The sequence below is a fragment of the Gemmatimonadetes bacterium SCN 70-22 genome, from assembly GCA_001724275.1.
Lineage (GTDB): Bacteria > Gemmatimonadota > Gemmatimonadetes > Gemmatimonadales > Gemmatimonadaceae > SCN-70-22.
The window spans coordinates 44,653-70,237 of sequence record MEDZ01000020.1; the positions used below are offsets into that span (position 1 = coordinate 44,653).

General features: G+C 67.3%; 22 protein-coding genes. 13 read left to right on the forward strand and 9 right to left on the reverse strand.

All coding sequences use genetic code 11. The annotated features are described in order from the left end of the window. Nucleotides 1-83: 83 nt before the first annotated feature. Entirely contained in the window at nucleotides 84-878 is a 795-nt protein-coding gene (locus ABS52_11235) for a hypothetical protein (GenBank protein ODT03004.1), read from the forward strand. A 400-nt stretch (nucleotides 879-1,278) separates the two neighbouring features. Here the strand turns inward: ABS52_11235 and ABS52_11240 are convergent, their stop codons facing one another. The 8 genes from ABS52_11240 to ABS52_11275 form a co-directional block, all read right to left on the reverse strand. Then, a complete protein-coding gene (locus ABS52_11240) occupies nucleotides 1,279-1,656 on the reverse strand; it encodes a hypothetical protein (GenBank protein ID ODT03041.1) in 378 nt (125 codons plus the stop codon). Between the two features lie 821 nt (nucleotides 1,657-2,477). Further along, nucleotides 2,478-3,350, reverse strand: a complete 873-nt coding sequence (locus ABS52_11245) for a hypothetical protein (GenBank protein ODT03005.1) — start codon at nucleotides 3,348-3,350, stop codon at nucleotides 2,478-2,480. A gap of 10 nt (nucleotides 3,351-3,360) precedes the next feature. Continuing rightward, nucleotides 3,361-3,594 (reverse strand): hypothetical protein, encoded by a 234-nt coding sequence (locus ABS52_11250; GenBank protein ID ODT03006.1) that lies wholly within the window; start codon nucleotides 3,592-3,594, stop codon nucleotides 3,361-3,363. Beyond that, a complete protein-coding gene (locus ABS52_11255; protein ODT03007.1) occupies nucleotides 3,591-3,791 on the reverse strand; it encodes a hypothetical protein in 201 nt (66 codons plus the stop codon). The genes ABS52_11250 and ABS52_11255 overlap by 4 nt, the downstream gene beginning before the upstream one ends. A gap of 125 nt (nucleotides 3,792-3,916) precedes the next feature. Continuing rightward, nucleotides 3,917-5,203 carry a phosphatidylinositol kinase gene (locus ABS52_11260; GenBank protein ID ODT03008.1) on the reverse strand — a complete coding sequence of 429 codons (1,287 nt, stop codon included), beginning with the start codon at nucleotides 5,201-5,203 and terminating at the stop codon, nucleotides 3,917-3,919. A 30-nt stretch (nucleotides 5,204-5,233) separates the two neighbouring features. After that, nucleotides 5,234-5,563 (reverse strand): hypothetical protein, encoded by a 330-nt coding sequence (locus tag ABS52_11265; GenBank protein ODT03009.1) that lies wholly within the window; start codon nucleotides 5,561-5,563, stop codon nucleotides 5,234-5,236. A gap of 237 nt (nucleotides 5,564-5,800) precedes the next feature. Continuing rightward, nucleotides 5,801-6,343: a hypothetical protein gene (locus ABS52_11270; GenBank protein ID ODT03010.1), complete on the reverse strand. Its 543-nt coding sequence runs from the start codon at nucleotides 6,341-6,343 to the stop codon at nucleotides 5,801-5,803. Between the two features lie 29 nt (nucleotides 6,344-6,372). Continuing rightward, on the reverse strand, nucleotides 6,373-7,371 hold the full coding sequence (locus ABS52_11275; GenBank protein ID ODT03011.1) for a hypothetical protein: 999 nt from the start codon (nucleotides 7,369-7,371) through the stop codon (nucleotides 6,373-6,375). Between the two features lie 202 nt (nucleotides 7,372-7,573). Between ABS52_11275 and ABS52_11280 the strand changes: the two genes are divergently transcribed. From ABS52_11280 to ABS52_11330, 11 genes are all read left to right on the forward strand, one after another. Further along, entirely contained in the window at nucleotides 7,574-10,291 is a 2,718-nt protein-coding gene (locus ABS52_11280) for a type III restriction endonuclease subunit R (protein ODT03012.1), read from the forward strand. Between the two features lie 4 nt (nucleotides 10,292-10,295). Continuing rightward, nucleotides 10,296-12,470 (forward strand): DNA methylase, encoded by a 2,175-nt coding sequence (locus tag ABS52_11285; GenBank protein ODT03013.1) that lies wholly within the window; start codon nucleotides 10,296-10,298, stop codon nucleotides 12,468-12,470. Nucleotides 12,471-12,511: 41 nt separating this feature from the next. After that, nucleotides 12,512-12,994 (forward strand): hypothetical protein, encoded by a 483-nt coding sequence (locus ABS52_11290; GenBank protein ODT03014.1) that lies wholly within the window; start codon nucleotides 12,512-12,514, stop codon nucleotides 12,992-12,994. Nucleotides 12,995-13,367: 373 nt separating this feature from the next. Continuing rightward, complete coding sequence (locus ABS52_11295) at nucleotides 13,368-13,631, forward strand: transposase (protein ID ODT03015.1); 264 nt, start codon at nucleotides 13,368-13,370, stop codon at nucleotides 13,629-13,631. Next, a complete protein-coding gene (locus tag ABS52_11300; GenBank protein ID ODT03016.1) occupies nucleotides 13,628-14,485 on the forward strand; it encodes an integrase in 858 nt (285 codons plus the stop codon). The genes ABS52_11295 and ABS52_11300 overlap by 4 nt, the downstream gene beginning before the upstream one ends. Before the next feature lie 610 nt (nucleotides 14,486-15,095). After that, nucleotides 15,096-15,446, forward strand: a complete 351-nt coding sequence (locus ABS52_11305) for a hypothetical protein (GenBank protein ID ODT03017.1) — start codon at nucleotides 15,096-15,098, stop codon at nucleotides 15,444-15,446. Between the two features lie 166 nt (nucleotides 15,447-15,612). Further along, nucleotides 15,613-16,974 carry a hypothetical protein gene (locus tag ABS52_11310; protein ODT03018.1) on the forward strand — a complete coding sequence of 454 codons (1,362 nt, stop codon included), beginning with the start codon at nucleotides 15,613-15,615 and terminating at the stop codon, nucleotides 16,972-16,974. A gap of 23 nt (nucleotides 16,975-16,997) precedes the next feature. After that, nucleotides 16,998-18,167: a hypothetical protein gene (locus ABS52_11315; protein ODT03019.1), complete on the forward strand. Its 1,170-nt coding sequence runs from the start codon at nucleotides 16,998-17,000 to the stop codon at nucleotides 18,165-18,167. A 7-nt stretch (nucleotides 18,168-18,174) separates the two neighbouring features. Beyond that, the gene (locus ABS52_11320; protein ODT03020.1) at nucleotides 18,175-21,369 is read left to right on the forward strand and encodes a hypothetical protein; all 3,195 of its coding nucleotides are present in this window, start codon (nucleotides 18,175-18,177) and stop codon (nucleotides 21,367-21,369) included. A gap of 71 nt (nucleotides 21,370-21,440) precedes the next feature. Next, nucleotides 21,441-23,252: a cadmium-translocating P-type ATPase gene (locus ABS52_11325; GenBank protein ID ODT03042.1), complete on the forward strand. Its 1,812-nt coding sequence runs from the start codon at nucleotides 21,441-21,443 to the stop codon at nucleotides 23,250-23,252. 521 nt (nucleotides 23,253-23,773) lie between these two features. Next, complete coding sequence (locus ABS52_11330; protein ODT03021.1) at nucleotides 23,774-24,448, forward strand: hypothetical protein; 675 nt, start codon at nucleotides 23,774-23,776, stop codon at nucleotides 24,446-24,448. A gap of 221 nt (nucleotides 24,449-24,669) precedes the next feature. Here ABS52_11330 and ABS52_11335 read toward each other — a convergent pair whose 3' ends face one another. Next, on the reverse strand, nucleotides 24,670-24,921 hold the full coding sequence (locus ABS52_11335) for a hypothetical protein (GenBank protein ID ODT03022.1): 252 nt from the start codon (nucleotides 24,919-24,921) through the stop codon (nucleotides 24,670-24,672). Between the two features lie 60 nt (nucleotides 24,922-24,981). Here ABS52_11335 and ABS52_11340 point away from each other — a divergent pair, with 60 nt between their 5' ends. Continuing rightward, entirely contained in the window at nucleotides 24,982-25,572 is a 591-nt protein-coding gene (locus tag ABS52_11340; protein ID ODT03023.1) for a hypothetical protein, read from the forward strand. Nucleotides 25,573-25,585: the final 13 nt, after the last annotated feature.

Sequence of the window (25,585 nt, forward strand, 5' to 3'; positions counted from 1 at the left end):
CGCCCATCGCTCCTCCGACGACCTCTGTCGAGGCTCAAGGCCACGCGACCTCGACTAGCAGCGCGCCACCAAGGCCGCGGCTCATGACGTTCTTCGACGGCCAGAACCTCTTCGGTTGTGCGAAGGCGCTCTACGGGTACACGGAGGCGAACTACGACCCTCAGCTCCTCTCCGAATTCGTGGCAAAGAAGCTGGGCTTCGACCTGGTGGGCGTGCGGTTCTATACCGGTGTGCACGATCAGGGGGAGCGGCCGAAGCTGTTCGCCTTCTGGCGGGCCAAGCTGAATCGGATGGTGAACCGCGGCATCGTCACGACCCAGCGGCCGCTCGCCTACACGCGCGAGACTTTGACGAACCCCGACGGAACGACCCGGGTTATCTCGACGGGGCGCGAGAAGGGGATCGACCTGCGCCTCGGTCTCGACATGGTGCGCCTCGCCCGCGAGCAGGCGTACGACGCGGTCGTCCTGTTCAGCGAGGATAACGACCTGGGCGAGGCAACGAACGAGGTCAAGCGGATCGCTCAGGAGCAGGGACGCTTCGTCCACGTGTACTCGGCGTTCCCCTGCGGGAAGGATGCTGGCCACCGGGGACATCGTGGGAAGCGCGGCGTGGAGCGCACCAACTGGCTCCGACTCACCCGCGCTGAGTACGACGCCTGCTTGGAAGTGCTGTCCCACAGCGCTGCGTCGGTGCCGGCAACCCCGCGGAGCGCGCAGCGCGGGACCGGCGCCGCTCCCGCTAGCCAGAGTCTCGGGCCCACGGCGGCAGCGGCAGCCAATTCGGCGCCCCGTGTTACGTCTTTCGGCGCTGCACTCCAGGCTGCCGTGGATGACGCCGCAAGGCGAGCCGGAGGGGCCGGAAGTGGTGGGAAGTAGGGGCAAAAAAACCCGCCGAGCGGCACAAGGCACGGTCGGCGGGCGAGAAACTCCCCTAGTATACTACCAGTTGGCACAAGTGTCAACCCTAGGGCGGCGGCATCGACAAGATTGGCGGTCCGCATCTCGCCGATGCGCAAGAGCCGGGCCGCCGGAGCCTCGTCTTCCACGAAATGCTGATGCCGCAAGCCAAGCCCCGATAATCTCTTACGGCCGACGGTGCGGGGGCGATGGTCACCTCGCTAGGCCGTGTGTGCAAGCGGGACGCGGGGTAGTAGAAGGAGGCGTATTCCAGAGGAGTTGACCGATCCGCAGTCGGAGCGCCTCCGCTCCTTTGGCTGCGCTGAGGCGTCGCCCTGGCCGCCGGCGATGGGCGGTAGCTACACCGAGCTACAGCGAGCTACACCGAGGCGAGAGACGGTCGGCAATTGCGTCGTGTCCACACGTTCCAAGCGGCGGCTGCGAAGAGGCCGACGGCGCCGGCATTGATGAGCAGCCGCGCCGGCGAACCATGCACGAACACCACGCCCGCGACGAGGGCGACACCCGCGACGCCGGCCAGGAGCAGCGGACCGAGCCGGCGGTGGGCACGCCAGTCGCTGGCGAGCCCCCAGAGGGCGACGAGGAGCGAGAGCCCCATGAGGGGCCAGAGAATCCGGTCGTTGCGGAGGGCGCTCAGACCGACGGCAGCCAGGGCGCTGACGATCACCGTCGCCCCGGCACAGCAGAGGGCCGCGAAGATGGCCCCGAGCACGCCCGCGGTGTCGGCCCACCGCACGCCCCGCTGCTCGTCCTGCCTCACGAGCAGTCCCCGCAGCAGGACGCCCCCGCCGGTCCGCCCTGCATGGGCGGACAGGGCACCGAGCCATAGGAGCAGAAGACGCAGCAGTCGCCCGCCTTGGGACGGATCACGGTGCCGCACGCACTGCACGCGTGGAAGAAGATGCACGCGTCAGTCGGCATGGGCAGCGTCTCCGCATGCCCGCAGGCGGGGCACCGCAGCGTGGAGGTCAGGACGGCAGTGGCCATGCCCTCAATCTACAAGCGCTTCACACACGCCCCAGCCAATGGCTGAGGAGCCGGCCGGGACGAATCATAAGTCAATCTATTATCGGAACGGCCGATAGAACCGGATCTGCCCGGGAGTGCTGTACTCTCCGCTCGCCTCTGCTGGCGGCCATGTCGGGTCGCAGGCACTCTCCCTCGTGTAGGTGGACCGAGCGCTCGTGGTGGCCGTAAGTGGTTGTCCTACAACGGGTGGACAATATTCGCTGCGCCTCCCTGAACTTCTGCGGATAGAATCCCCTGCGCGCGCGGATAAAATCGGACGTGGGTAACAGAAGACGAGAGGACGAGAAGACGGGAAGACGAGAGGGGCCCGATCCGGGAGGATCGGGCCCTTCGTCGTGTCAGAGCTCTCCCAACTCCTTCTCGCTGGGACGCTCGGTCGACTACTGCCGCTGAAATCCCTGAGGAAGCACCGTGAGCACTATGCGCATCACGCGAGGGAACGCGGCCCGTCGTCGCCGCGTGAGGACCCACTTCACCGAGTTTCCTGAAACATCGGGGCAGTCTGGGAAGGCCGAGTTCTCCCCCAACTCATGGGATCACTCCTGGCGGACACGGAACTGTGCGGTTTGTCAAGCGCGCGACCTCGCGATCCCCCAGCTTCGCCACGACCACGCCGTGCGGGACCAGCAGCAGCGCCCGTGCCGCCGTACCGTTCATGGCGGCGCCGATACCTACCAGCTGGTCGTAGGTTGTCCCCAACACCGTCAACCGCACCGGTAGGCTGATGTCGGCGGTAGACACGAGTTCGGTCTGTCGACCACATTTCGCGACGAGCTGGACCGCATCCGGCGCCAAGGGCGTCAAGCCTGGCTCGAGTAACGCCAGCTGCTGGCGCACGGCGAGCGCCGAGACGCGGACGGTGGCGTCCGGATGACCCGTGGCGAGCTGCGCCACGAGCATGGCAAGTCGCGCCTTCTGCGTGCGATCGGCAGGCGCGCTCGCCGGCGCATGCATCTGCTTTGGAAGCCCGGCGCCGAGTTGCAGCGCTGCCATCTGGTCCGCCCGCGGCGCGAAGGCGACGTCGAAGGCCGACACGGCCGCCGCCAGGGCAGCGTGGGTCACCCGCGCGCCATGGCGACCGGCCAACGTGGCTTCTAGCTGCTGGGTCACCGCGCGGGCGCGCGGCCAGCGGGATGCGTCCACGAGCACCTCGAGCGTCGCGTCGGACAGGGCGGCGTGCCGACCCCAAAGGACCACGAGCCCCTGGGTGCCCGCGGTGCTACACCGGACGAAGTCCCGCACCACGCGGGCGGCGGGATGCGCATCGGTGCGTGCCGACCGTTCGGCCGCCGGACAATCCGTGGTCGGCGCCTGCGCCTCGAGCGCCGATGCGCCGAACGATCCGCACAGCGCGCTCCCGGCGAATGCCAGCGACAGGAGCAGTCGCGACAGTCTCATCATGCTGCTCCGTTCAGAAGTAGTTGAAGAGCAAGCACCCGCCCAGCGTCACGTTGGTGACGTAGTTGCGCGTGCTGTCGGTTTGCAGATGCGAGAGCGCGACGGCCTGGTTGTACACTGTTTGATTGACGGTCAGCACCAAGGCGGGCATGCGCCCGCTGCTGGCCGCTAACGGCCCGTACTGGCGCCGACCCACGGAGTCGGCGGTCGAGAAGAACACGGCGGGATGGGAGGCATCCCAGGTCATGGGATCCGGAGTGAACCCCTCGTGCTGATGGTCAGGTTCTTCAGGGTGTCGGGAATAACGGACCTCGCGCAAAAGACGCCGCTCTTCGTCTTCTTCTTCTTCTTGGTCCCTTGGAGGTTGTACCACGGGCTCCCGGCGTACAACGCGCTGTCATTGAGTTGCGACTCGTTGCCGAACTTGGTCGGGAACTTCGCCATGACGTCCCCCCGGAAAGTCTACTCCATGTTGTCTACCCGACAGGGGAGCCTGCCATGGCGGGCGCGGGAAAGTTGTCGGAAAGGGTTTGCGAGCGCCCACGTACGTCGCGCACGCCACGAACCGTTCAGTCCACGTAACGCTGAGCGGCCTCGCGCTCCTCATGCTCGAACGCGTCAGCGAAGCTCTCGATCTCGTCGTCCGTGAAGCCGAGCGTCGTCGCCTCGTCGCGCCACGTTGAGACAGCACGTTCGACCTCGCCGAGCACGCGTGCCGCTCGCGCGGACGTGAGCCCGAAGTATCTCGCGATGCCCATGAGCGCCTCGACGGACGCGGCGGGCCCGGCGTCCTCGCTCATCCACGTCTTGAGTTCGCGGACGCGGTCGGGGAAGGGGTTCACATCGAATGCCGGCGAGAGGCGCCACAGCGCCCTCTCGACGTGCAGGAAGCCGTGGTTGTGCAGGTGATCGTCTACGTTGGTGATCAGGACCGAGAATGCGATGCGTCGCCAAAGCTCCTCGAGATCCGCGCTCGCGTCGGCGCTTCGCTGACGGATGACGTCCGCGATCTCCGTGTACGCGTGCTCCCCGGAGTCGCCCCGGGCGAGCCCCATGAGGGTGGCGGCGGAGACGAGCAGGAGTCGGCGGTCCTCGCCCGTGGCTGGGTCTCGCACCCGGTCGAACCGGCGTACGAGGGCGACCGCCACTCCGTCGCTGTCGACCAGCCGAGCCTCTGCCGCAGTGATCCCGGCGCGAGAGGCGAGGCGCAGGGCGAGCACCTCCCCCTTGGTGTGGGAGCGCTCGTCAGTCACGCTCGGGAACTTGCCGAGGCAGAGCCCCCACGCATCGTCGCGCACGCTGCACTTTGGCCGCATGCCGCCGAGCGAGGTGCCGCGCCCACGCAGGTACTCGAGGTCCGCCAAGGTCTCTGCCTGGTGCTCCACCGCACGTGTGGCGCGGAGGAGGTCGGGAAGCTCGAGGAGGGGCGGGGCCGTGCGACGGCTGGGTTCAAGGGCGCGCTGACAGATGCCCTCCTCATCCCGAAATCGGAGCGCGCCGACGCGGGCGTGATCGTCTACGGCGAGCAGGAAATCCAGCGCTGTCTCAACGGGGGGCAGCGTCTCGCCGGCCGCCTTGGCCGCTTGTCGACGCTTCGCGTGGTCGCGCAGGATGACCCGCCGCGCCCAGCCATCGGGTTCCGTGTCGGCAATCGCACCATGGAACCGCGAAGCGTCCTTGGCCCTGGCGTGCGGCGGGAACTGAAAGCCGGCGACCAATGGGAGCGTCGGGTCGATCTCGTAGCGTGCGGGGTCAGCGAGCCACGAGGGCGCGTACTCGAAGGCGGCGTGCTCGCGACGGCCCTCGTGCGTGAAGCGCAGATGGCCGACGAGGACGTCGCCAACGAGGACATCCATATGTCGGGGCGTCGTCGCGGCGGGCACGGGCTACTTGGGCTGAGGCGTGCGCTTCGGCCGCACCGTCTTGGGGAGCTCCGCGATCTCCAAGGCGGTACCCGTCTCGTCGGCCTTAGGATCGACATTTCGCTCAAGACCGGTCCACTCGAGACCGAGGACGAACATGGCCATGATGTACGTCCCCATGGCGACCGTCGGGTCGCCAGATTCGACCCGTCGGTAGGTCTGGCGGCTGACTCCGACCCGTTGCGCCATCATCTCGGCCGTAAGCCTACGCCGTCGGCGAGCGATGTTGATGCCTCGGCCAAGCTCGCTCATCGAGCGGCGCACGCGACTCGGAAGGAAGTCTTTGCTAGGCATATGGGTGATAGAAAGTCCGTGGAGCAGCTTTAAGGATGATACATCATCCTTTCTTCTGAGTCAATCACTTCCGATGCGAGCCGTCGGTCGACGGGTTGAGGCGACCGACGCCCGCGGGGCGGAGGATGGACGGGCGCTAAACGGAACTCGGAGACGAGACAGGCCTGCGGCATCGTCGCGCACGTATCTCGGGCCGGCCCCCGCATCGCGGCAGGCGAGCTTGGCTGTTCGCCCAGGTTAGTGGGAGGCGTCGAGCTCCCGCACTGTGACATCGATCCACTTGACCAGGCGATCACGCTCCTTCGGCTCCACGGGGAGCAGGCGGATGCGCGCGATGAGCTTCCGTGGACTGACCAGCCGTTCGGCGAGTAGGATGCGGACGAAGTCGCGGTCCTTCTCGCGATAGGCGGCGAGCTTGGAAGCGGCCAGATCGTGGGCCTCGAGGCAGTAGGCGGTCTTGCCACTGGTGCTTCGGGTCCGGACCGGAACGGTGCGCATCGCCCAGTTCTTGGGGAGCTTCGCTGCTTCGGTTATAGGGACGCCGTGCACGTAGTAACCGAACTGTCGATGGAACGGCGAGTCCTCGCCGATGGCGTTGAGATATTCGCCCCGTTCGACCCGGTTCCTGGGCCAGACGTCGGCCTCGGCGGAGAAGCGAAGTGACGCGGGTGCGTCCGGATACTGCCCGAGGATGGCTTGGGAGCCGAAGACGTAAATCTCATCGTCGCCGGCAATGTCACAGGCGGCCCGGATGATGTGCTCGAGATCCTCGCGCTTCATGGGCGACTCGTGGTCGGCTCAGCGAACAATCACGGGCGTCTGGAGTGCTCGCCGCCTTGGTGGGCCGCGATAATCTCGTCTCGTTCCTCTGGCGACAGGATGCCCGTGAACGGAAGCGTCTGGCGGAGCCGCGTGGCGCGTTGGCCGGTGTCCACGAGGAAGCGTCTGAGGCGTGGGAGGCTCATGGTGCGAAGGATCCGGTCCCACTCGCGAAGCTCGCGCCGCTCGCCTGCTGCGGCGCTGGTTAGGCGCTCGGCGATATGCGTGCGCGCGCGTGCGACGAGGCTCGGGTCGGACCGCAGGCGGAGTGCGATGGCGCCGGCGAGGTCGCGCGCGCGCGCGTCGAGCTCCGCGTGCGTGTACGACTGCCGCTTCGGTGCGGGAACGGCGCCGGCATCGGCGCTGATGATGGCGAGTGGCGGAGGGCCGAGGAGTGGCAGCACCCGTCGGAGTGCCGCGAGCTCTTCGTCCGTCCCCGCCGAGAGATCCGCCTCGGTGCGTGCCTTGATCTCGATGGTGACGTCCTGCTCGAGCTCGAGGTCCCCGAGTGCTTCCTCGAAGCCGGACACGGTCGCCTCGAGGTCGCGGACGCCGCCGAGGAGGCCCACGATCAGTGGGTCTCCCGGCCCGTCTCGGTCCTCGAGCACGGGGCCCTGAATCCACGCCGCGCGAGGAAGGGGGGCGGTGCGGCGTGCCGCGTCGGTCAGGCGATCGACGATGGTGTTGAATCGAGCGCGCTCCGCCTGAAAGAGCGCCTCGATTGCCGGCGCGAGCGGGTGCGTCCGGCGATACTGCACGGGGCGACGGGTGCCGACTCCCACGGTCTCGACGATCCCGTGATCCTCCAGGAGAGCCACGGTGCGCGCGATTCCGGAAATGTGGAGCTCGGTGAGCTCGGCGAGCCGGGAAGGCGAAACCGGTGTGTCCGTACCGGAGAGGGCCCGGAGGACGCGGACGTTCGCCTCGCGGCCCAGGATCTCGTTGAGCGGCGCCTTGAGGGCGCTCTGACGGTTCAGGACGGGGCGCATGAGGAGACCTCGGTGGAGTCGGCGACCGACATCGCTCAAGTAGTATGTACTATACTCTAAGCAACTTACTAGATTATAAGCTAGTAGCTAGATAATAATCAAGTCGATAGTTTCGCCCCACTCCCGTCGTCACCCCCGACCGGTAAGTTCAGCCCGCGCCGTCCGTTCATGGCGCTCCGAACAGGACCCTCGAGCCCCTCGCATGGCGCTTCACCCCGCCTTTCCCTCGTCGCCGTACACCCCGCTCGACCCGGACCAGCGCTGGTTCCCGGCCGACGAGGCCCTGCGGACCACGGCGTACGAGAAGCTCCTCCCCCCGCTGGTCGCCAGGATCCGCCGGGAGGTCGCCGACTGGCGGGCGACGGGGTATGCGGGGGCGTCACCGACCTCGGTCGCCCTCCTGCGCCACTGGTTCGAGACCGACCACCTCCTGGAGGAAGCGGACGGCTCGCTGGCCCCCTTCCGCTACTACTTCGCCCAGCGCGAGGCGGTGGAGACCGTGATCTGGCTCTACGATGTCCGGCAGGCGCGCGACAAGTACGACCTGCTGCGCTTCGACGCGTCGGGAGCGGTGTCACACGGGATGTTCGCCGAGGACTGGCCGCGCTACGTGCTCAAGATGGCCACCGGCGCCGGCAAGACGAAGGTGATGTCGCTCCTGATCGCCTGGAGCTACTTCCATCGCCTCTATGAGAAGGGCTCGGAGCTCTCGCGCAACTTCCTCGTCATCGCCCCCAACATCATCGTCCTCGACCGCCTGCGCGCCGACTTCGACGGACTCCGGATCTTCTTCAACGATCCCATTCTGCCGCCGAACGGCGTGGACGGGCGCAACTGGCGCGATGACTTCCAGGTCGCCCTGCACATCCAGGACGATGTGCGCGTGTCGCACGAGACGGGGAACATCTTCCTCACCAACATCCACCGCGTCTTCCTGCACGAGGTGCCGGAGCCGACGCTCGGTGACGATGACCTGAGCAACTACTTCCTTGGGCCATTTGGCGATCGCCCGGTGGGAAAGACGACCGACAGCGGGACCGACCTGGGGGAGATCATCCGCGAGGTGGACGAACTGGCCGTCTTCAACGACGAGGCGCACCACATCCACGACCCGCGCATGGCCTGGTTCAAGTCGATCCAGGACATCCACCACCGCATGCTGCAGAACGACAAGCGCCTTGCGCTGCAGGTGGACGTGACGGCCACGCCGCGGCACGACACCGGAGCGATCTTTGTCCAGACCGTCTCTGACTATCCGCTGGTGGAGGCGATCCACCAGAACGTGGTGAAGCACCCGGTCCTCCCCGACGCCGCCAGCCGGGCCAAGCTGCGCGAGCACAAGACGGCGATCTTCACCGACAAGTATGCGGACTACCTGGCGCTCGGCGTGGAAGAGTGGCGCAAGAGCTTCGCCGAGCACCAGGCGATGGGGAAGAAAGCGGTCCTGTTCGTGATGGTGGACGACACGCGCAACTGCGACGAGGTGGGAGCCTACCTCCCCAAGATCTGCCCCGAACTGGAAGGGGCGGTGCTGGTGATCCACACGAAGAAGAACGGGGAGATATCGGAGGCCGCCAGCGGCAAGGACGCCGACGAGCTGCGCCTGCTGCGCCAGCAGTCCAACGCGATCGACTCGACGGCGTCGCCGTACAAGGCCATCGTTTCCGTGCTGATGCTCAAGGAAGGGTGGGACGTGCGCAACGTGACCACCATCGTCGGGCTGCGGGCCTATTCGTCCAAGGCCAACATCCTCCCCGAGCAGACGCTGGGGCGCGGGTTGCGGCGCATGTACTTCGGGACCGACTTCCCCGAGCGGGTAAGCGTGATGGGGACTCCGGCGTTCATGGAGTTTGTCGAGTCCATCCAGCAGGAGGGAGTCTCCTTCGAGCACGTCCCCATGGGGGCGGGGGTCGATCGCAAGGACGCCCTGGTCGTCGAAGTCGATCGGGAGAACGCGCACAAGGACATCGACGCGCTCGACATCGCCCTCCCAAAGCTCTCGCGGCGCTATGCGCGCGACTTCAAGGAGCTGGGGGCACTCGATCCGTCCGCGTTCGGTCACACGCCGATCGCGCTCAAGCCCTTCAACGCCGACGAGATCCGCGAGATCGTCTTCAAGCGCATGCTCGACGACGAAATCGATCATGTGGTGCAGCTCGATGGTGCCGGCGCCGCCGACTATCGCGCGGTCATCGCCTTCTTCGCTCGGCAGCTCATGCAGGAGCTGCGGCTGGTGGGGGGATACGACATCCTCTATGGCAAGGTGAAGCAGTTCGTGCGCGATCACCTGTTCGCGGAGTCGCCAGTCGACCTCGAGAGTCCGGTGGTGCTGCGCAACCTGTCGGAGCCGGCGCCCGGCAAGCTCCTGATGGACGGATTCAAGCAGGCCATTCATGCGCTCACCGTGCAGGAGGCGGGGAGCACGCATGTGGAGGACTGGATCCGTCTCAAGGAGACACGCCCCTTTCGCACCGAGAACCGCCCGTTCCAGTACTCCAACAAGTCGGTCTTTTCGCGCACCGTGGGGGAGCCGCGCGCCGGAGGCTTCGAGCTGGCGTTCGCCGCCTTCCTCGATCGTGAGGGGAACGACGTGCAGTCACACGCCAAGAACTATCTGGCCGTGGGCTTCTCGCTCGACTACGTGAAGACCAATGGCGAGATCTCGGCCTACATCCCCGACTTCATCGTGCGCGATGTGCACGGGACGGTGTGGATCGTCGAGACCAAGGGACGAGCGGAGCTGGAGCTGCCACGCAAGATGGCGCGCCTCAGGCAGTGGTGCCTGGACGCCACCGCGGCCGCTGCCGAGGAGGGGGCGGTGACGTATCGCTTCCTCTTTGTCGATGAGGACGGGTTCAACAAGCACAAGCCGGCGACCATGGCCGACCTGGCCGCCTCTTTCACCGAGTATCAGGACTGATAGCATGGCGCGCCCCAACGCCGACGCCTACGAACTGACCGACACCGAGAAGCGCGACCTCATCAAGCTCATCGAGCAGGGGAGGCCGCTCCCTGACAAGTACCGCTTCATCCTCTTTGCCGACAAGCGCGAGGTGGAGCTGGTGTGGAACGGGAAGACGCGCGAGGTGACGACCGCCGTACTGCCGTTCCAGACGTTGGAACACATCGACGAGCCGCGGAAGGAGTCGGGAGCCGACCCGCAGATGGGGCTCGATGTGGGCGGGCGACAGGTGAAGGGGTGGACCAACAAGCTCATTTGGGGAGACAACAAGCTCATTCTGTCGTCGCTCAAGAGCGGGGCGCTGCGCCGGCAGATCGAGGACGCCGGTGGGCTCAAGCTGATCTACATCGACCCGCCGTTCGACGTGGGGGCGGACTTCAGCGTCGACATCGAGATCGGCGGGGAGACGTTTCACAAGGAGCCGAACGTCCTGGAGCAGATTGCGTATCGCGATACGTGGGGGAGGGGGGCGGATTCGTTTATCGCGATGATCTATGAGCGGTTGATTCTAATGCGGGATCTAATGCATCAAGAAGGCACCATCTATGTGCACTGCGACTGGCACGTCAGTCATCTGCTGCGCACTGCGCTCGACGAGGTGTTCGGAAGTCGACTCTTTCAGAACGAAATTGTGTGGCACTATTACAATAAGATGCAGGGAAACGTCGGACGCTTCGCGTCAAATCATGACGTGATCTTCTGTTACAGTAAGTCTGCGAACAAGATATTCCACCGACTCTTCGAAGAGCGCCCGGAAGCGGTCAAACAGCTAAAGCGTGTATGGGACAAGCAGGGTAAGAAGCTCGTCAATGCGAAGGATGACGAGGGAAGAGTCATCTACATCGAAACCGATCAGAAGGCGATAGACGACGTGTGGCGACTTTCGATGTTGCAGCCCGCAGATAGATCCGAGAACGTCGGCTTTACCACCCAGAAGCCCGAGTCTCTAGTCGAACGACTAGTGCGCGCAAGCAGCAACGAAGGCGACCTCGTCGCCGACTTCTTCATCGGCTCCGGCACCACCGCCGCCGTCGCCGAGAAGCTCGGCCGCAAGTGGATCGGCACCGACCTCGGCAAGTTCGGCATCCATACGACCCGCAAGCGCCTCATCCAGGTGCAACGCGAACTCAAGGCGACCGGCAAACCCTTCCGCGCCTTCGAGGTCCTCAACCTCGGGCGCTACGAGCGCCAGGCGTACCTCAACGTCGGTGGGCGGCTGACGGGGAACAAGAAGGAGGAAACGCTGGCCCGGAAGGAAGGGGAGTTCCGCGACCTGATCCTGCGCGCCTACAAGGCCGAACCGTTAGGCGCCAGCGGCTTCTTCCATGGCAAGTCCGGCGGACGATTGGTGGTGGTGGGGCCCATCAACCTCCCAGTGGGACGACTGTTCGTGGAAGAGGTCATCACCGAGTGCCGCAAGCGCGGCGCCTCGCGTGTCGATGTCCTGGCCTTCGAGTTCGAGATGGGGCTCTTTCCCGCCGTGCTCGACGAGGCGAAGCGAAAAGGGATCGACCTCGCCCCCAAGACCATTCCCCCCGAGGTCTTCGACAAGCGCGCCGTCGACAAGGGACAGGTGCGCTTTCACGAGGTGGCCTACATCGAGATCAAGCCGCGACTCGATCCCAACTGCCCGTTGCGTCTGACGGTCGAACTGACCGATTTCTCCGTCTTCTACTCGCAGGGGCTCGCCGAGTCGATCACGGCCGAGCTCAAGGCGGGGAAGAGCGAGGTGCTGTGCGACGCCGGAAAGCTCATCAAGGTGAGCAAGGACAAGAACGGGACGGTCACCCGCGAGGTGCTCACCAAGCAGTGGACCGACTGGGTGGACTACTGGGCGGTGGACTTCGACTACGAGAGCCGCAAGGAGGTCATCCAGGTGCCGAAGAACTTCGGCGTGGAAGGGGAGCTCCCCGGACTCGCAGTGACAACGGAGTTCATCGAGTTCCAGGAGCAGTGGACCGGGAGCTACATCTTCGAGAACGAGTGGCAGAGCTTTCGGACGCGGAAGTCGCGGGAGCTGGAGCTTACGAGCGCGCCGCATGAGTACCGGGCGCCGGGGCGGTACACGGTGGCGGTGAAGGTGGTGGACATCTTCGGGAACGACACGATGTCGTTGACGCCGGTGGTGGTGGGGTAGGGCGCTGAAACTGGAGTGAAATTCGGGCAAGAAGGGGACGCATGGAACTCGACCGCACTGACGCCGAGCGCGAAGCCAGGCGGTCGTCCCCCATGCGGTTCGGGGATGCCTTCTATCTATCGGAGGATGCGGTGCTACCCGCCGACGTACGTATGCCGAAGGCACGGCCGCGCTCGGCGACATTCATCGGCACCCTCTGGTGGCCATGGAGTCCAGCGGGATCCAGAGTGGAGGACGTGTACGACTCCCTCGACAGTAGCCGGAAGTACATGGTGCTCTGGTCGGACAGCGACGACGGAGAGTTCTCGCTGAAGCGCGCCCCGGCGATTATCCTGCGACACTTAATCGATCCCGAGCTCGCGGTACTGGCCTTGCTCCTTGCGGGTTACCGCGGGGAGGAGATGGAGTTCGGCTCCGAGACTGGTCCGTGGATTGTGTGGCGGCCGGACTTCTTCTCCGCGGCGGAGTTGATGATGGCCGCTGCGATCATCTGGCCGGACGAAAAATGCGCGGGCGGCGCGTAGGCATCTCCGCCGCTCCCGACGCGGTGAGCTGGCTCCGCCGTGGAGAGACGCGCCATTGGCGAAACAGCGTCTGGGTGACTTCCGCGGACAGTCCGTTTCTCCTGGGGCGCTGGCGCGCGTGGAACGGACGCAAAACCGCGCGAGTTCGCGCTTCTCGAAGGTGACCACGACGGGACGGTCCGGCGGCTCCAGCAGAGGCGGTACAGGTGCGGCCGGTCCGTAGGGTGGCAGCGTGCTTGCGCGCACCACGGGGATTCCGATCGCACGCACGATGGAATCCGGGTACGCGTTGGCGAGCTGCGCCGGTAAGCTCCCCTATCGGGTAGACAGCGTGGCGTAGACTTTCCGGGGTGCCTTTCGGGAGGCATCACCGATGAAGAAGTCCCGCTTTACCGAGTCGCACGTCGCGGTGCTGAAGGAGGGGGAGGCCGGGGTGCCGGTCGCCGAGATCCTCCGCAAGCACGGCATCAGTCGCCAGACCTACTTCACCTGGAAGTCGAAGTACGGCGGCGCCAGCGTGAAGGATCTGACGCGACTCAAGGAACTCGAGCAGGAGAATGCGAAGCTGAAACGGCTGTACGCCGAGCTCGCCCTGGAGAATGCGGCGATTAAGGACGTGCTCGCCCGAAAGTTGTGACGCCGTCCGCGAAGCGGCAGGCCGTCGGACTCCTCACCGCCGAGCATGGGCTCTCGGTGCAGCGCGCGTGTCGCGCGGTCCGATTGTCGCGGGCGGCGTACTACCGGCCATCGGTGCCCCGCGTGCTCGCGGATCATGGCGTGATCGACGCCTTGGAGGAGGTCGTGAAAGCGCAGCCGCGATGGGGCTTCTGGAAGTGCTTCGATCATCTGCGCTGGCGTGGCCAGCGCTGGAACCACAAACGCGTCCATCGGGTGTACTGCGCCCTGCGCCTCAATCTGCCGCGTCGCACGCGCCGACGCCGGTCACGGGAGACGGTGCATCCGCTCGACGCGCCCGCGACGTTGAACCACACGTGGGCCGTCGACTTCATGACGGACACGCTCTATGACGGCCGGCGCTTTCGCACGCTGAACGTGCTGGACGAAGGGAACCGGGAAGGGCTCGCCATCGACGTCGGCATGTCCCTGCCGAGTGTGCGCGTCATCGCGGTGCTCGACGACCTGGTGGCCCTGCACGGCGCGCCCCGTGCGCTGCGCGTGGACAACGGGCCGGAGCTCACCTCCCTCGCCCTCACGCGCTGGTGCGCCCAGCGCCACATCGCGCTGCACTACATCCAGCCGGGGAAGCCGCAGCAGAACGCCTACATCGAACGCTTCAACCGAACCTACCGCACCGAGGTCCTGGACGCCTACGTCTTTCACTCCATCACCGAAGTGCGCGAGCTGACCGCCGAGTGGCTCGTCAGCTACAACACGGAGCGGCCCCACGACAGCCTTGGCCGGGTGCCGCCGCTCGCCTTTCTGCCAAGGCCCACCGCACCCCAGGAGTCTACTTCTGCACTGTCTACTTGACGGGGGAGCTTACCCGAGCGCCCGGATGTCGTCGACCCGGGATTCGCTTGGTGAGGTGAGAGCTCGCTGGCGAACGGGGCACGCCTGCGACGGGGCGGACTCGACATGGGGTCAAGAACCAAATGCCTTGACGTTCCCCTTCTGGACGATGCGCGGGAGAGCGCTGGGCGGCATCCCAACGGAGGAGGTAGCGGTCGTTGACCATGGACGAGGCCGGAATCATGTCGCGGTGCCACGCCTCAACGTCGTTGCGGTTGGCGGCAAGCGCGGTGGCGAGGCGCAGATACGCGTACGTATCGAGCCGACGCGCCCGCCAGACGGCCAGTGTTGAGCCGACGTACTTGGAGGTCTTGGTGACCGCCTGGGCACGTAAGTCTCGCCGCAGTGCGCCGCGAGTTCGGGGCGGGTCGCACGTACCTGACGAGCGTACGATGGATCGTCCGACGGAGGAGCGCACGTGAGACCGTGCGAAGTACGACGGCAGGAGCGGCTGGCCTTGTGACGTGTGTAGGGCAGTTTGGCGTCGAGGAGGCGACCATTGCCAGAGTGCCCGGCCGTGACTAGGATATGCAGCATGCGGATTCGTCCCGTCCTGCGTGCAGTCACGCTCATGTTCGCTGCCGTCATCGCCCTCGCTGGGCCGCTGACGGCGATGGCGCATGGCGTTGCGCATGCGAACGCGCGCACGGATCTGCTGGCCGTCGTCGCCGGCGGTACGTCGTCCGCTCCCTCGTCTGCCCTCGACGACGGCGCTGACGCGTACGACCATGCTGGACTGCACACGCGTAACACCAGGATTGTCGAGCCCGTCTCGGTAGCCCTCCTCACCGCGACGGTCGCTGTGCTCGTCGCGCTGCCCGTGGTGCGTGAGCCGATCTCGGTCGCGCGTGCGGACGATACCCCCGCGCTAAGCGCGGAGAGCGCATCCGCGGATCAGCCTCGAGCGCCACCGCTCGGCTGACCAGCACCACCGCCAGTCGCCCCTAGGCGGACTGGCACCCTTTAAGTCGACACGCTTCGCTCCGCGCCCAACTCGGCGCGTCGAGCGTGCGTTCGGCGCCGTCGCGGCGACCGCTCGGCCGCGCGGACCTCCGCGACCGCTACTCTCCGTTATGCTTAACATTCGTATGCGTGGCCCCCTCGCGGGCGTCGCGCTCGCCCTCGCCGCACGTGTCGCGCACGCGCAGGGCGCGTCCACGCGAGTCGACTCCCTTCGACTCACCGACGTTCTCGCGCGCGCGCTCACGCAGCATCCCCTCATCGAAGCGGCACGCGCCCGTGTCCGCGGCGCCGAGGGCACGCGGCTGACCGCGCGCTCGCTCGCCAACCCCGTCTTCACCTGGCAATTGGAGAACGCTCCGTTGCCAGGTGGCGCGTCCATCCCCGGACTCCCGCGCGAGTCCTCCACCTTCGCCACCCTCCCGCTCGAGGGGCTTTTCCAGCGATGGCCCCGTGTGCGCGCCGCCGACGCTGGGCTGCGCGCCGTCGAGGCAGAGCTGGACTTCGCGCGCCGCTCCGTGGCACTTGACGCCGCCCGTGCCTACTACCGTGTTGTGCTGAGGCAGGCAGTCGCGCAGGGAGCGGCCGACGTGCAAGATGGACTCGCCGAACTCGCGACATTCACGGACGCCCGCGTGCGCGAGGGGGTGACTTCGGAGGGTGACCTGATCCGCGTGCGGGTGGAGCTGGACCGCTCCGAGGCGGCGCTGATGCTCGCCGAGGCCGAACTCGCACGCTCGCGCGGCGGTCTGGCACCCTACCTCGGCGCAGCGCTATCGCCGACGGACATCTCGGTCGTGGCCGTGCGCATGGAAGACACAGACGCGGTCGTCCCGAACGTGGGGCGGCGCGAAGGCGCGACACCGGTTGCCGCGCTCATGGCGCTCGACGACTATCTCGCGCGCGCTCGTACGGCGCGCCCCGAGTTGCGCATTGCGCGCGCGCGTGTATCGGCGGCCCGCGCCGAGTCGGGGTACCAGCGGGCGCTCACGGTACGTCAGGTGGGCGTCAGCTTTGGGTCGAAGCGCATCGGCGACCAGAACACGGTGATCGCCGGGTTGAGCTTCCCTCTACCACTTTTCGACCAGAATCGCGGCGAGGTGCGGCGCGCGAACGCCGAAGCGGCGGCGGCCGAGCTCGAACTCGCCTGGCGGGAGCGCCAGGTGACGGCCGAAGTGGCCGCCGCACACCAGGCGGCGCGACTCATGGTCGAGCGCCGCACACACCTCGGCGACTCGGTTGTGGCTCGCGCCGAGGAGGCGCGGCGCATCGCGCTCGCCGCATACCGCGAAGGCGCCACGAGCCTGCTCCAGGTCATCGATGCTTCGCGAACTCTCGCCGATCTCCGCTCGGCCTACTACCAGGTGCTCGTCGCCGAGCGCGAGAGCCTGCTCGAGCTCGAACTGCTCTCTGGCGCCGAACTCACCCCCGCGCCTCCTCCCACCGATACCGACACGCGCGCCCCCGGCCGCGATGGAGCCCGCCCGTGATCCCGACATCCCTGGAACGAACTGTGCGCCCGCTTGCCGTCGTCGCCACCGTTGCGTGGCTGGCCTCGTGCGGCGGCAAGGAGCAGGAAGCGGCATCCGTCCGTGCGGCCGCCGACCCGAACGTCGTCATCTTCAGTGCGGCGCAGGTGCAACACGGCGGCGTGCGTTGGGAACCGGTCGCCGCGAGCTCCGGCGCATCGGTGCTCGAGGTCCCCGGACAGCTCGTGCCTAACGAAGATCGTACTGCGCGGCTCGGCGCGCCGGGCCGTGGGCGCGTCGTGCGCGTGCACGTGCAGCCCGGGCAGCGCGTGACGATTGGCCAGCAGCTCGTGACGCTCCAGAGTGCGGAGGCTAGCGCCGCGCGCGCCGATTTCGACAAGGCCGTCGCCGAACTCGACTCGCGGCGCGCCGGGGCGACATACGCGCGTACCGCCCGGGAGCGCGCAGAGCGACTGCTCATCGCCAAGGCGATCTCGCGGCAGGAGCTCGAGCGGTCGCAGGCGGACGACGAGTTGGCGCGCTCCTCGCTCGCGCAGGCGGAGGCCGAACTGCAGCGGGCGCGGGCCGCGATGCAACAGATGAGCGTGAGCGCTGCCGATGGTTCGACCCTCGTCGTCGCCCCCTTGGCAGGGGTGGTCCTTTCGCGCGATGCCGTCCCAGGCGCTGTCGTTGAGGCGGGCGCCCCGCTCGTCTCGGTGACCGATCCGAGCTCGCTCTGGCTCGAGGTGAGTGTGCCGGATCGTGCTGCGTCGGGGTTGGTCACGGGGGCCCGCGTGCGCTTCGTGGTGCCGGCGTTCGTGGGCGACACGTTCGAGGCGCGCGTGCAGAGCGTCGGCGGCGCGCTCGATCCGTCAACGCGCACCCTCCCCGTGCGCGCGCTCGTGGGCAACAGCGCCCGTCGGCTCCGCTCGGCGATGTTCGCCACGGCCTGGATCGAGGGGGGCGAACGGCGCGCGACCGTCAGCGTGCCGGAGGACGCCGTGCAGATGCTCGAGGAACGGCCGGTGGTTTTCATAGCCGTCCCCGACGGCAAGGGGGGCGCCCAGTTCGAGCGTCGCAACGTGCAGCTGGGCGGCACGGTCGCCGGGCGCGCACAGCTGCTCCAGGGCGTGAGTGCGGGTGACGTCGTGGTCACGGCCGGGGCGTTCGCGGTGAAGAGCGAGTTCGCGCGCTCCAAGATGACGAAGGAGTGAGACGACCATGATCGAACGACTCATCACGCTCGCGCTGCGCTTCCGCGTGGCCGTCATCGGCGCCACGCTCCTGCTCGTCGTCGCCGGTTCCTGGGCGCTCTCGAGCATCAACACCGACGCCTTCCCAGACCTCACGCCGAACCAGGTGCAGGTCATTACCGTCGCGGCCGGGCTGTCGCCGAACGAGGTCGAGAACCTCGTGAGCTATCCCATGGAGACGGCGATGATGGGGCTCCCGCGTACGCGGGGCGTGCGCTCCATCTCCAAGGCGGGCATCTCTGTCGTGACCGTCTCGTACGACGACGAGGTGGACATGTACTTCGCGCGGGCGCAGGTGACGCAGCGCATGCAGGACGCGGTCGGGAGCCTCCCGGACGGGTTGCAGCCCTCGCTCGGCCCGCCTGCGACGCCGATGGGCGAGGTGTTCCAGTACCTCGTCGAGGCGACCGACTCGCTCCACCCCGTGTCGCTCATGGAGTTGCGCAACATCCAGGAGTACACGATCAAGCCGATGCTGCGAACGCTTCCCGGCGTGGCCGACGTGAACTCCTGGGGCGGCATGGTGCAGCAATTCCATGTGCTCGCCGACCCGTCGAAGCTTGCGGGCTACGGCCTCTCGCTCGAGGACCTCCAGCGCGCGCTCCAGGCGAACAACGGAAACTTCGGTGCGGGCTATATCGAGAACCGCGGCGAGCGCTTCACCGTGCGCGGCCTCGGCCGCCTCGGCGACACCGTCGACATTGCCAACGTGGTCGTGGCGACGCGAGAAGGCGGGACGCCCGTGTACGTCCGCGACGTGGCCGACGTCACGGTGGGCCCCATGCCCCGCGAGGGGGCGGTGTCGCGCGACGGGCGCGGCGAGACGCTCTCGGGGATGATCGTCATGCTCAAGGGCTCGAACGGGAAGGCCGTCGTGGACGAGGTGAAGACGCGACTGAACGAGATCACCCCGCTCCTCCCGTCCGGCGTCACGATTCGCCCGTTCTACAACCAGGGCGACGTCGTGGAACGTACCACGCGCACCGTGTTCAAGAACCTCCTCGAGGGCGGATTGCTCGTCGTCCTCGTGCTCTTTGTCTTCCTGCGTAACGTTCGGGCGTCGCTCATCACGGCTTCGGTCATTCCGCTGTCGCTACTCGTCGCGTTCGTTGCGATGCAGCAGTTCGGCGTCTCCGCCAACCTGATGAGCCTCGGGGCGCTCGACTTCGGGCTCATCGTGGACGCATCGGTCGTCATGGTCGAGAACTTCGTGCGCCGCCTCGGGCACGCGGTAAATCCGACGGCTGACCAGCGGCGGGAGCTGATTCGTCGCGCGGCTTTCGAGGTGGGGCGCCCCATCGTCTTCGGCGTCTGCATCATCGTCGCCGTCTATATCCCCATCTTCGCGCTCGAGGGGCTCGAGCGGCGCATGTTCGCACCGATGGCATTCACCGTCGTCGTCGCGGTCCTCGGGTCGCTCCTCCTTGCGTTGACGTACGTTCCCATGCTGTCGAGTTTTCTCCTGTCGCATGTGGAGGAAAAGCCGTCGCGATGGTTCGATGCGGTGCGTGCGCGCTACCGGCGTGACCTCGGCCGCGCCCTCGTGAACCGGCGCGCGGTCGTGCTCGGCGCGCTGGGAGTGCTCGCGCTGACACTCTCCTCCGTCCCCTTTCTCGGCACGGAGTTCATGCCCCGTCTCGACGAGGGGTCGATGCTCATCGAAACGCGGCGCCTACCAAGCACGTCGCTCCCGCAGGGGATGGAGATCGCGCGGGACGTCGAGCGCACGCTGCTCCGCTTCCCGGAGGTGCGGGGCATCGTCACGAAGCTGGGACGCCCCGAGCTCGCCACCGAGACGATGGGACTCTATGCCGGCGACGTGTACGTGAATTTCACGCCGCGCGACCAGTGGAAAGCGCCATCGCTCGAAATGCTGATCGTGCGGATGGACTCGGCCCTCAGTGAGATCCCCGGTCTCCATTACAATTTCACGGCACCCATGGCGATGCGCCTCGATGAGGCGATCTCCGGTGTGCGCACACAGCTCGGCGTCAAGGTCTTCGGGGACAGCCTGTCGGTGCTGCAGGCGAAGGCCGATGAAATCGTGAAAGTGATCGAGACGGTCCCGGGCGCCGCGGATGTCTCGGCCGATGTGAGCGCCGGTGCGATGCAGGTGGAGCTGGCGCTCGACCGCGCGGCGCTCGCGCGCTACGGCCTCGACGTGAGCGACGTGCGCGACGCCGTCCAGGCGGGGATCGGCGGCGTTGAGGCTACGGAGATCATCGACGGGCGGAAACGCTTCCCCGTCGTCGTTCGCCTGGCCGAGTCATATCGCGGCACGCCCGATGCAATCGGACGATTGCTCATCGCCGCGCCGAACGGGGCACGCGTGCTCCTCTCGCAGGTGGCACGCGTACGTGTGGTGGAGGGACCGGAACTCATCAACCACGAGCGCGGGGAGCGCATGGTGATCGTGCAGTCGAACGTGCGCGGTCGCGACCTCGGCTCTTTCGCCGCCGAGGTGCAGCGCGAGGTCGCGCGGCGCGTGCAGCTGCCGGGCGGTTACTTCGTGACCTACGGCGGGCAGTTCGAGAACCAACAGCGCGCCATGAAGCGGCTCACGCTCATCGTGCCGCTGGTGCTGCTCCTCATCGTAGGGTTGCTGTACGCGAGCTTCGGCAACGGACGGCAGTCCCTCCTCGTGATGCTCAACGTCCCGTTCGCGCTGATCGGCGGCGTCGCGGCGCTCTGGCTGCGCGGGATGAACCTCAACCTCTCGGCCTCGGTCGGCTTCATCGCCCTGTTCGGCATCGCGGTGCTCAATGGCGTCGTCCTGGTCGCGTACATCAACCAACTGCGCGATGCCGGAATGCCGCTCGACGAGGCGGTACGCGATGGGTCGGAGACACGCTTGCGACCGGTTCTCATGACCGCCCTCGTCGCGAGCTTCGGCTTCATCCCGATGGCGCTCTCGACGAGCCCCGGGTCCGAGGTGCAACGTCCGCTCGCCACCGTGGTCATCGGTGGGCTCGTCACCTCCACGCTACTCACGCTCATCGTCCTCCCGGTGGTATATGAGTGGCTCGAGGAACGGTGGCCCGACTGGGCGGCGGCCTTCCATCACCGCGTGCGGCAGCGACGCGGTGCCGGTCGGCCGCGATCCGCGCGCTCGGCGGCGGCGGCCGGGCCGGTGGCGTCAAGCAAGCGGGAGTCCGACGCATGACGTCGCCGGCGTCGGTTCAGGCATCCGTGCTCGACCCCAAGCGAACGCTCACGCTTGGCGCGTCTCCGCGCATGACGCGCGCGCGCTGGCTCGCAGTTGCGCGCATCGCGCTCGTCGGTGCGATCGTCGCAGTCTATGGCGCCGGCCTCCTCCCGCTCCCGGCGCTCCTCGCGACGGTGGCCGTCGGTCTCTGGCCGCTGGTCAGGGTGGCCGCGCTTCAGCTGCTGCGTGAACGGAAGGTCGGCACCGAGCTGTTTGTCACTGTGGCCACCGTGGTCGCGATGCTCGGGCACGAGTACGTCGCGGGGGCGGTCATGATGACCATCATCCTCATCGCCGAGCTCATCGCCGAACTGAATACTGAGCGGGCGCGCGCGTCGATTCGGTCGCTCCTCGGGAGCGTGCCGCAGACGGCGCTGGTGCGGCGACCACAGGGCGACGCACGGGTTCCCCTCGCCGAGGTGCGCCCAGGCGACGTGGTGATCGTGCGCGCTGGCGAGAAGGTGCCGGTTGACGGCGCAGTGCGCGTCGGCGACGCGTCGGTGAACGAGGCGCCGATCACGGGCGAGAGCATGCCGAAGGAGAAGCGTGCGGGCGCCACGGTCTTCGCGGGGACGGTCGTGGAACTCGGGGCGATAGACGTCGTGACGGAAAGGGCGGGCAGCGACACGATGTTCGCCCGCATCCTCGCGTTGGTCGAGTCGGCGGAGGAGTCGCGAGCCCCCGTGCAGCGCCTTGCCGACCGCGTTGCGGCGTGGCTCATTCCGGTGGTACTCGTCTTCCTGCTCGGCGTCTGGATCGTCACGCGCGACGTCCGGCTCATCATCACGCTGCTGATCTTCACCTCGCCGGCGGAACTCGGGCTCGCGACGCCGCTCGTGGTCATCGCGGGCATCGCCCGCGCCGCGCGCGCCGGCATCCTGCTCAAGGGCGGGATCTACCTCGAGGAGCTCGCCAAGGCGCGCGTGCTTGCCTTCGACAAGACCGGGACGCTCACCGTCGGCCGTCCGCAGGTGATGGCAGTGGAGCGATTCGGCGATGCGGCCGACGAGGAAACGCTGATCCGCCTCGCGGCGGCGGCGGAGCGACGCTCGAGCCACCCGCTCGCCGCGGCCGTGGTTGCGCGCGCGTCTGGGCTGGACGTCCCCGAGCCATCGTCGTTCGAGGTCGTCGCGGGGCGTGGCGTGCGCGCGACGGTGGAGGGGCGCTCGGTGCTCGCGGGGAACGCGGCGCTTCTGACGGAAAGCGGCATCGTGCTCCCCGTTGGTGGCGAGGATACGGAGACGTCGGTGTATGTCGCGGCGGACGGCGTGGCGCTGGGAGTGCTTCGCCTCGCAGATCCGCTGCGCCCGGGCGCGCGCTCGGCGATCCAGCGCATTCGCGCGACCGGGATCCGGCGAGTGGTGATGCTCACCGGCGACAATGCGACCGTCGCGTGGCGTGTGGCGCGCGAACTCGGCGTCGACGAGGTACTCGCCGACCTCCTCCCCGACGCGAAGGTCGATGCGATCCGACGCCTTCAGGCAGGCGGCGTGCGCGTGGCCATGGTCGGCGACGGTATCAACGACGCCCCTGCGCTCGCCGTCGCCGACGTCGGGATCGCCATGGGCGTCGCCGGGACCCAGGCCGCCATCGAGGCCGCCGACGTGGCGCTCATGACCGACGACCTCGGGAAGATCGCCGAGGCGCGACTGATCGCGCGCAAGGCATACCGCACCATCCAGGAGAACCTGTTCGTCGGCGTCGGAGTGGTGCATGTGCTGGGGATCGTGGCGGCGCTGCTGCACTGGATAGGCCCGGTGCAGGCGGCAGTCATCCACCTCGGCCCCGACGTGCTGGTCTTCTTCAACTCCGTCAAGCTGCTGCGGTTCAGGCTCGCCTAGAAGTGGTTTCAGAACCCGTAGCCGCAGCGCCGACGCCCTGTGCCGGGAACGGCGCGGCTACGGGTTTTGCAACCACCTGTAACGCGACTACGCCCATTCCGCATGGCCGCCGCCCGTGGTGCTACCGGAGCATGGAGTAGACGACGTCCGCGATCCTGAAGCGCGCCGAAGGGGCGACGACCGCCACGATGCCGCAGCCCCCGAGGGCGAGCCGCGATCAGGTGATGGGAGCCGGACGCAGGTGGTCGGCGGCCACGACTGCCACCAGCGCCGGGAGCAGCCAGCGCGGATGAGGGAGGGGCGTCAGTGATCGCTCGATGGGCGCGGGCACCGACGACCACGCGAGATCGCTCAGCGCTCGCTGAATGGCGAAACAGAGGCAACGCGCGCCGATTCCACCGCTTACCGTCAGCTGTCGCCTGACGCTTCGGAAAGCTTGCCGCTCTCGTCAGGCGGCACGGAACCATGTCGACGAAGGCGGCTGCGCCTCGCGCGTCGATGTCCTGGCCTTCGAGTTCGAGATGGGGCTCTTTCCCGCCGTGCTCGAAGAAGCCAAACGCAAGGGGATCGATCTCGCCCCCAAGACCATTCCCCCCGAGGTCTTCGACAAGCGCGCTGTCGACAAGGGGCAGGTGCGCTTTCACGAGGTGGCCTACATCGAGATCAAGCCGCGACTCGACGCCAACAACCCGCTGCGGGTGACGGTGGAACTGACCGACTTCTCGGTCTTCTACTCGCAGGGGCTCGCCGAGTCGATCACTGCCGAGCTCAGGGCGGGGAAGAGCGAGGTGCTGTGCGATGCGGGGAAGCTCATCAAGGTGAGCAAGGACAAGAACGGGACTGTCACCCGCGAGGTGCTCACCAGGCAGTGGACCGACTGGGTCGACTACTGGGCGGTGGACTTCGACTACGAGAGCCGCAAGGAGATCATCCAGGTGCCGAAGAACTTCGGCGTCGAGGGTGAGCTCCCCGGGCTCGCGGTGACGACCGAGTTCATCGAGTTCCAGGAGCAGTGGACGGGGAGCTACATCTTCGAGAACGAGTGGCAGAGCTTTCGCACGCGCAAGTCGCGGGAGCTGGAGCTCACGAGTGCGGCGCACGAATACCCGGCGCCGGGGCGGTACACAGTCGCCGTCAAGGTGGTCGACATCTTCGGGAACGATACAATGTCGTTGACGCCGGTGGTGGTGGGGTAGGGCGCTGCGGCAGTTGTGAACCTCTGGCAACGAGGGCGCGAATGGACCTCGACAGCGATGGCGCGGGGCGCGTAGCCACGCGGACCTCGCCGATTCGGTTCGGCAAGGCACTGTACCTCGCGGACCAGACAGTGTTACCCGCCGATGTGCGCACGCCGAAGTCGCGGCCACGCTCGGCGACATTCGTCGGTACCCTGTCGTGGTCATGGAGTCCTGCGGGCTCAAGAGTGGAGGACGTGTACTGTCCCCTGGAATAGAAGCCGGAAGTACATGGTCCTCTGGTCGGAGAAGCGTTCGTGGACGGTGTGGCGGCCGGGCTTCTTCTCGGAGGCGGAGCTGATGACGGCCGCCACGATGATCTGGCCCGACGCAACGCACGCGGGGGGCGCGTAGACGCCGCCGTCGCGCGTCACCAGCTCCAGGCCCTGCCGCCGCGTGGGACGTCCGATCCACCTTCTGAAACCCCGAGCCATACGCTACCGTATGGCGAGGCGTCGGCGCATCCCGCGCCCTCACCCGTTCCGGGGTCTTCCATGCCCGCAGCTCCCACCGTCTCCCGCGACCAATGGCTCGCGGCCGCCGTCGCCGCCCTCGCCGAGGGTGGCGTCACCGCGGTCCGCGTCGAGGTACTGGCCGCCCGCCTGGGCGTCACCAAGGGGTCCTTCTACTGGCACTTCCGCGACCGCGGTGCGCTGCTGGAAGGGCTCCTCTCGCTCTGGGAAGACGAGACGATCTGGCTGGTGAGCGAGGCCTCCCTCGCCCCCACGCCGCGCGATCGCCTGGTGCGCTTCTTCGAGCTGGTCGCCGGGCGGCGCGACTATCCCCCGGACGTGGAGATCCTGGCCTGGGCACGCCACGACATCGACGTCGCCAAGCGGGTCGAGGCGACGGAGCGGCGGCGCCTGGACTTCATCACGGGCGAGCTTCGCGCCTCGGGATTCGACGACGCCGAGGCGGCGCGGCGGGGGAGGGCGGCGTACCTGGCGACCCAGGGGTGGGTGGAGTGGGTGAGCCGCGGGATGGAGCGATACGACTCGCTCCCCGACTTCACCCGGCACCTGTTCGACCTCATCCTGCCGCCGGCAGCGCCGGCCACGACCGCATCCAAGGGAAGGCTCCCATGAGCTCGATGCATCG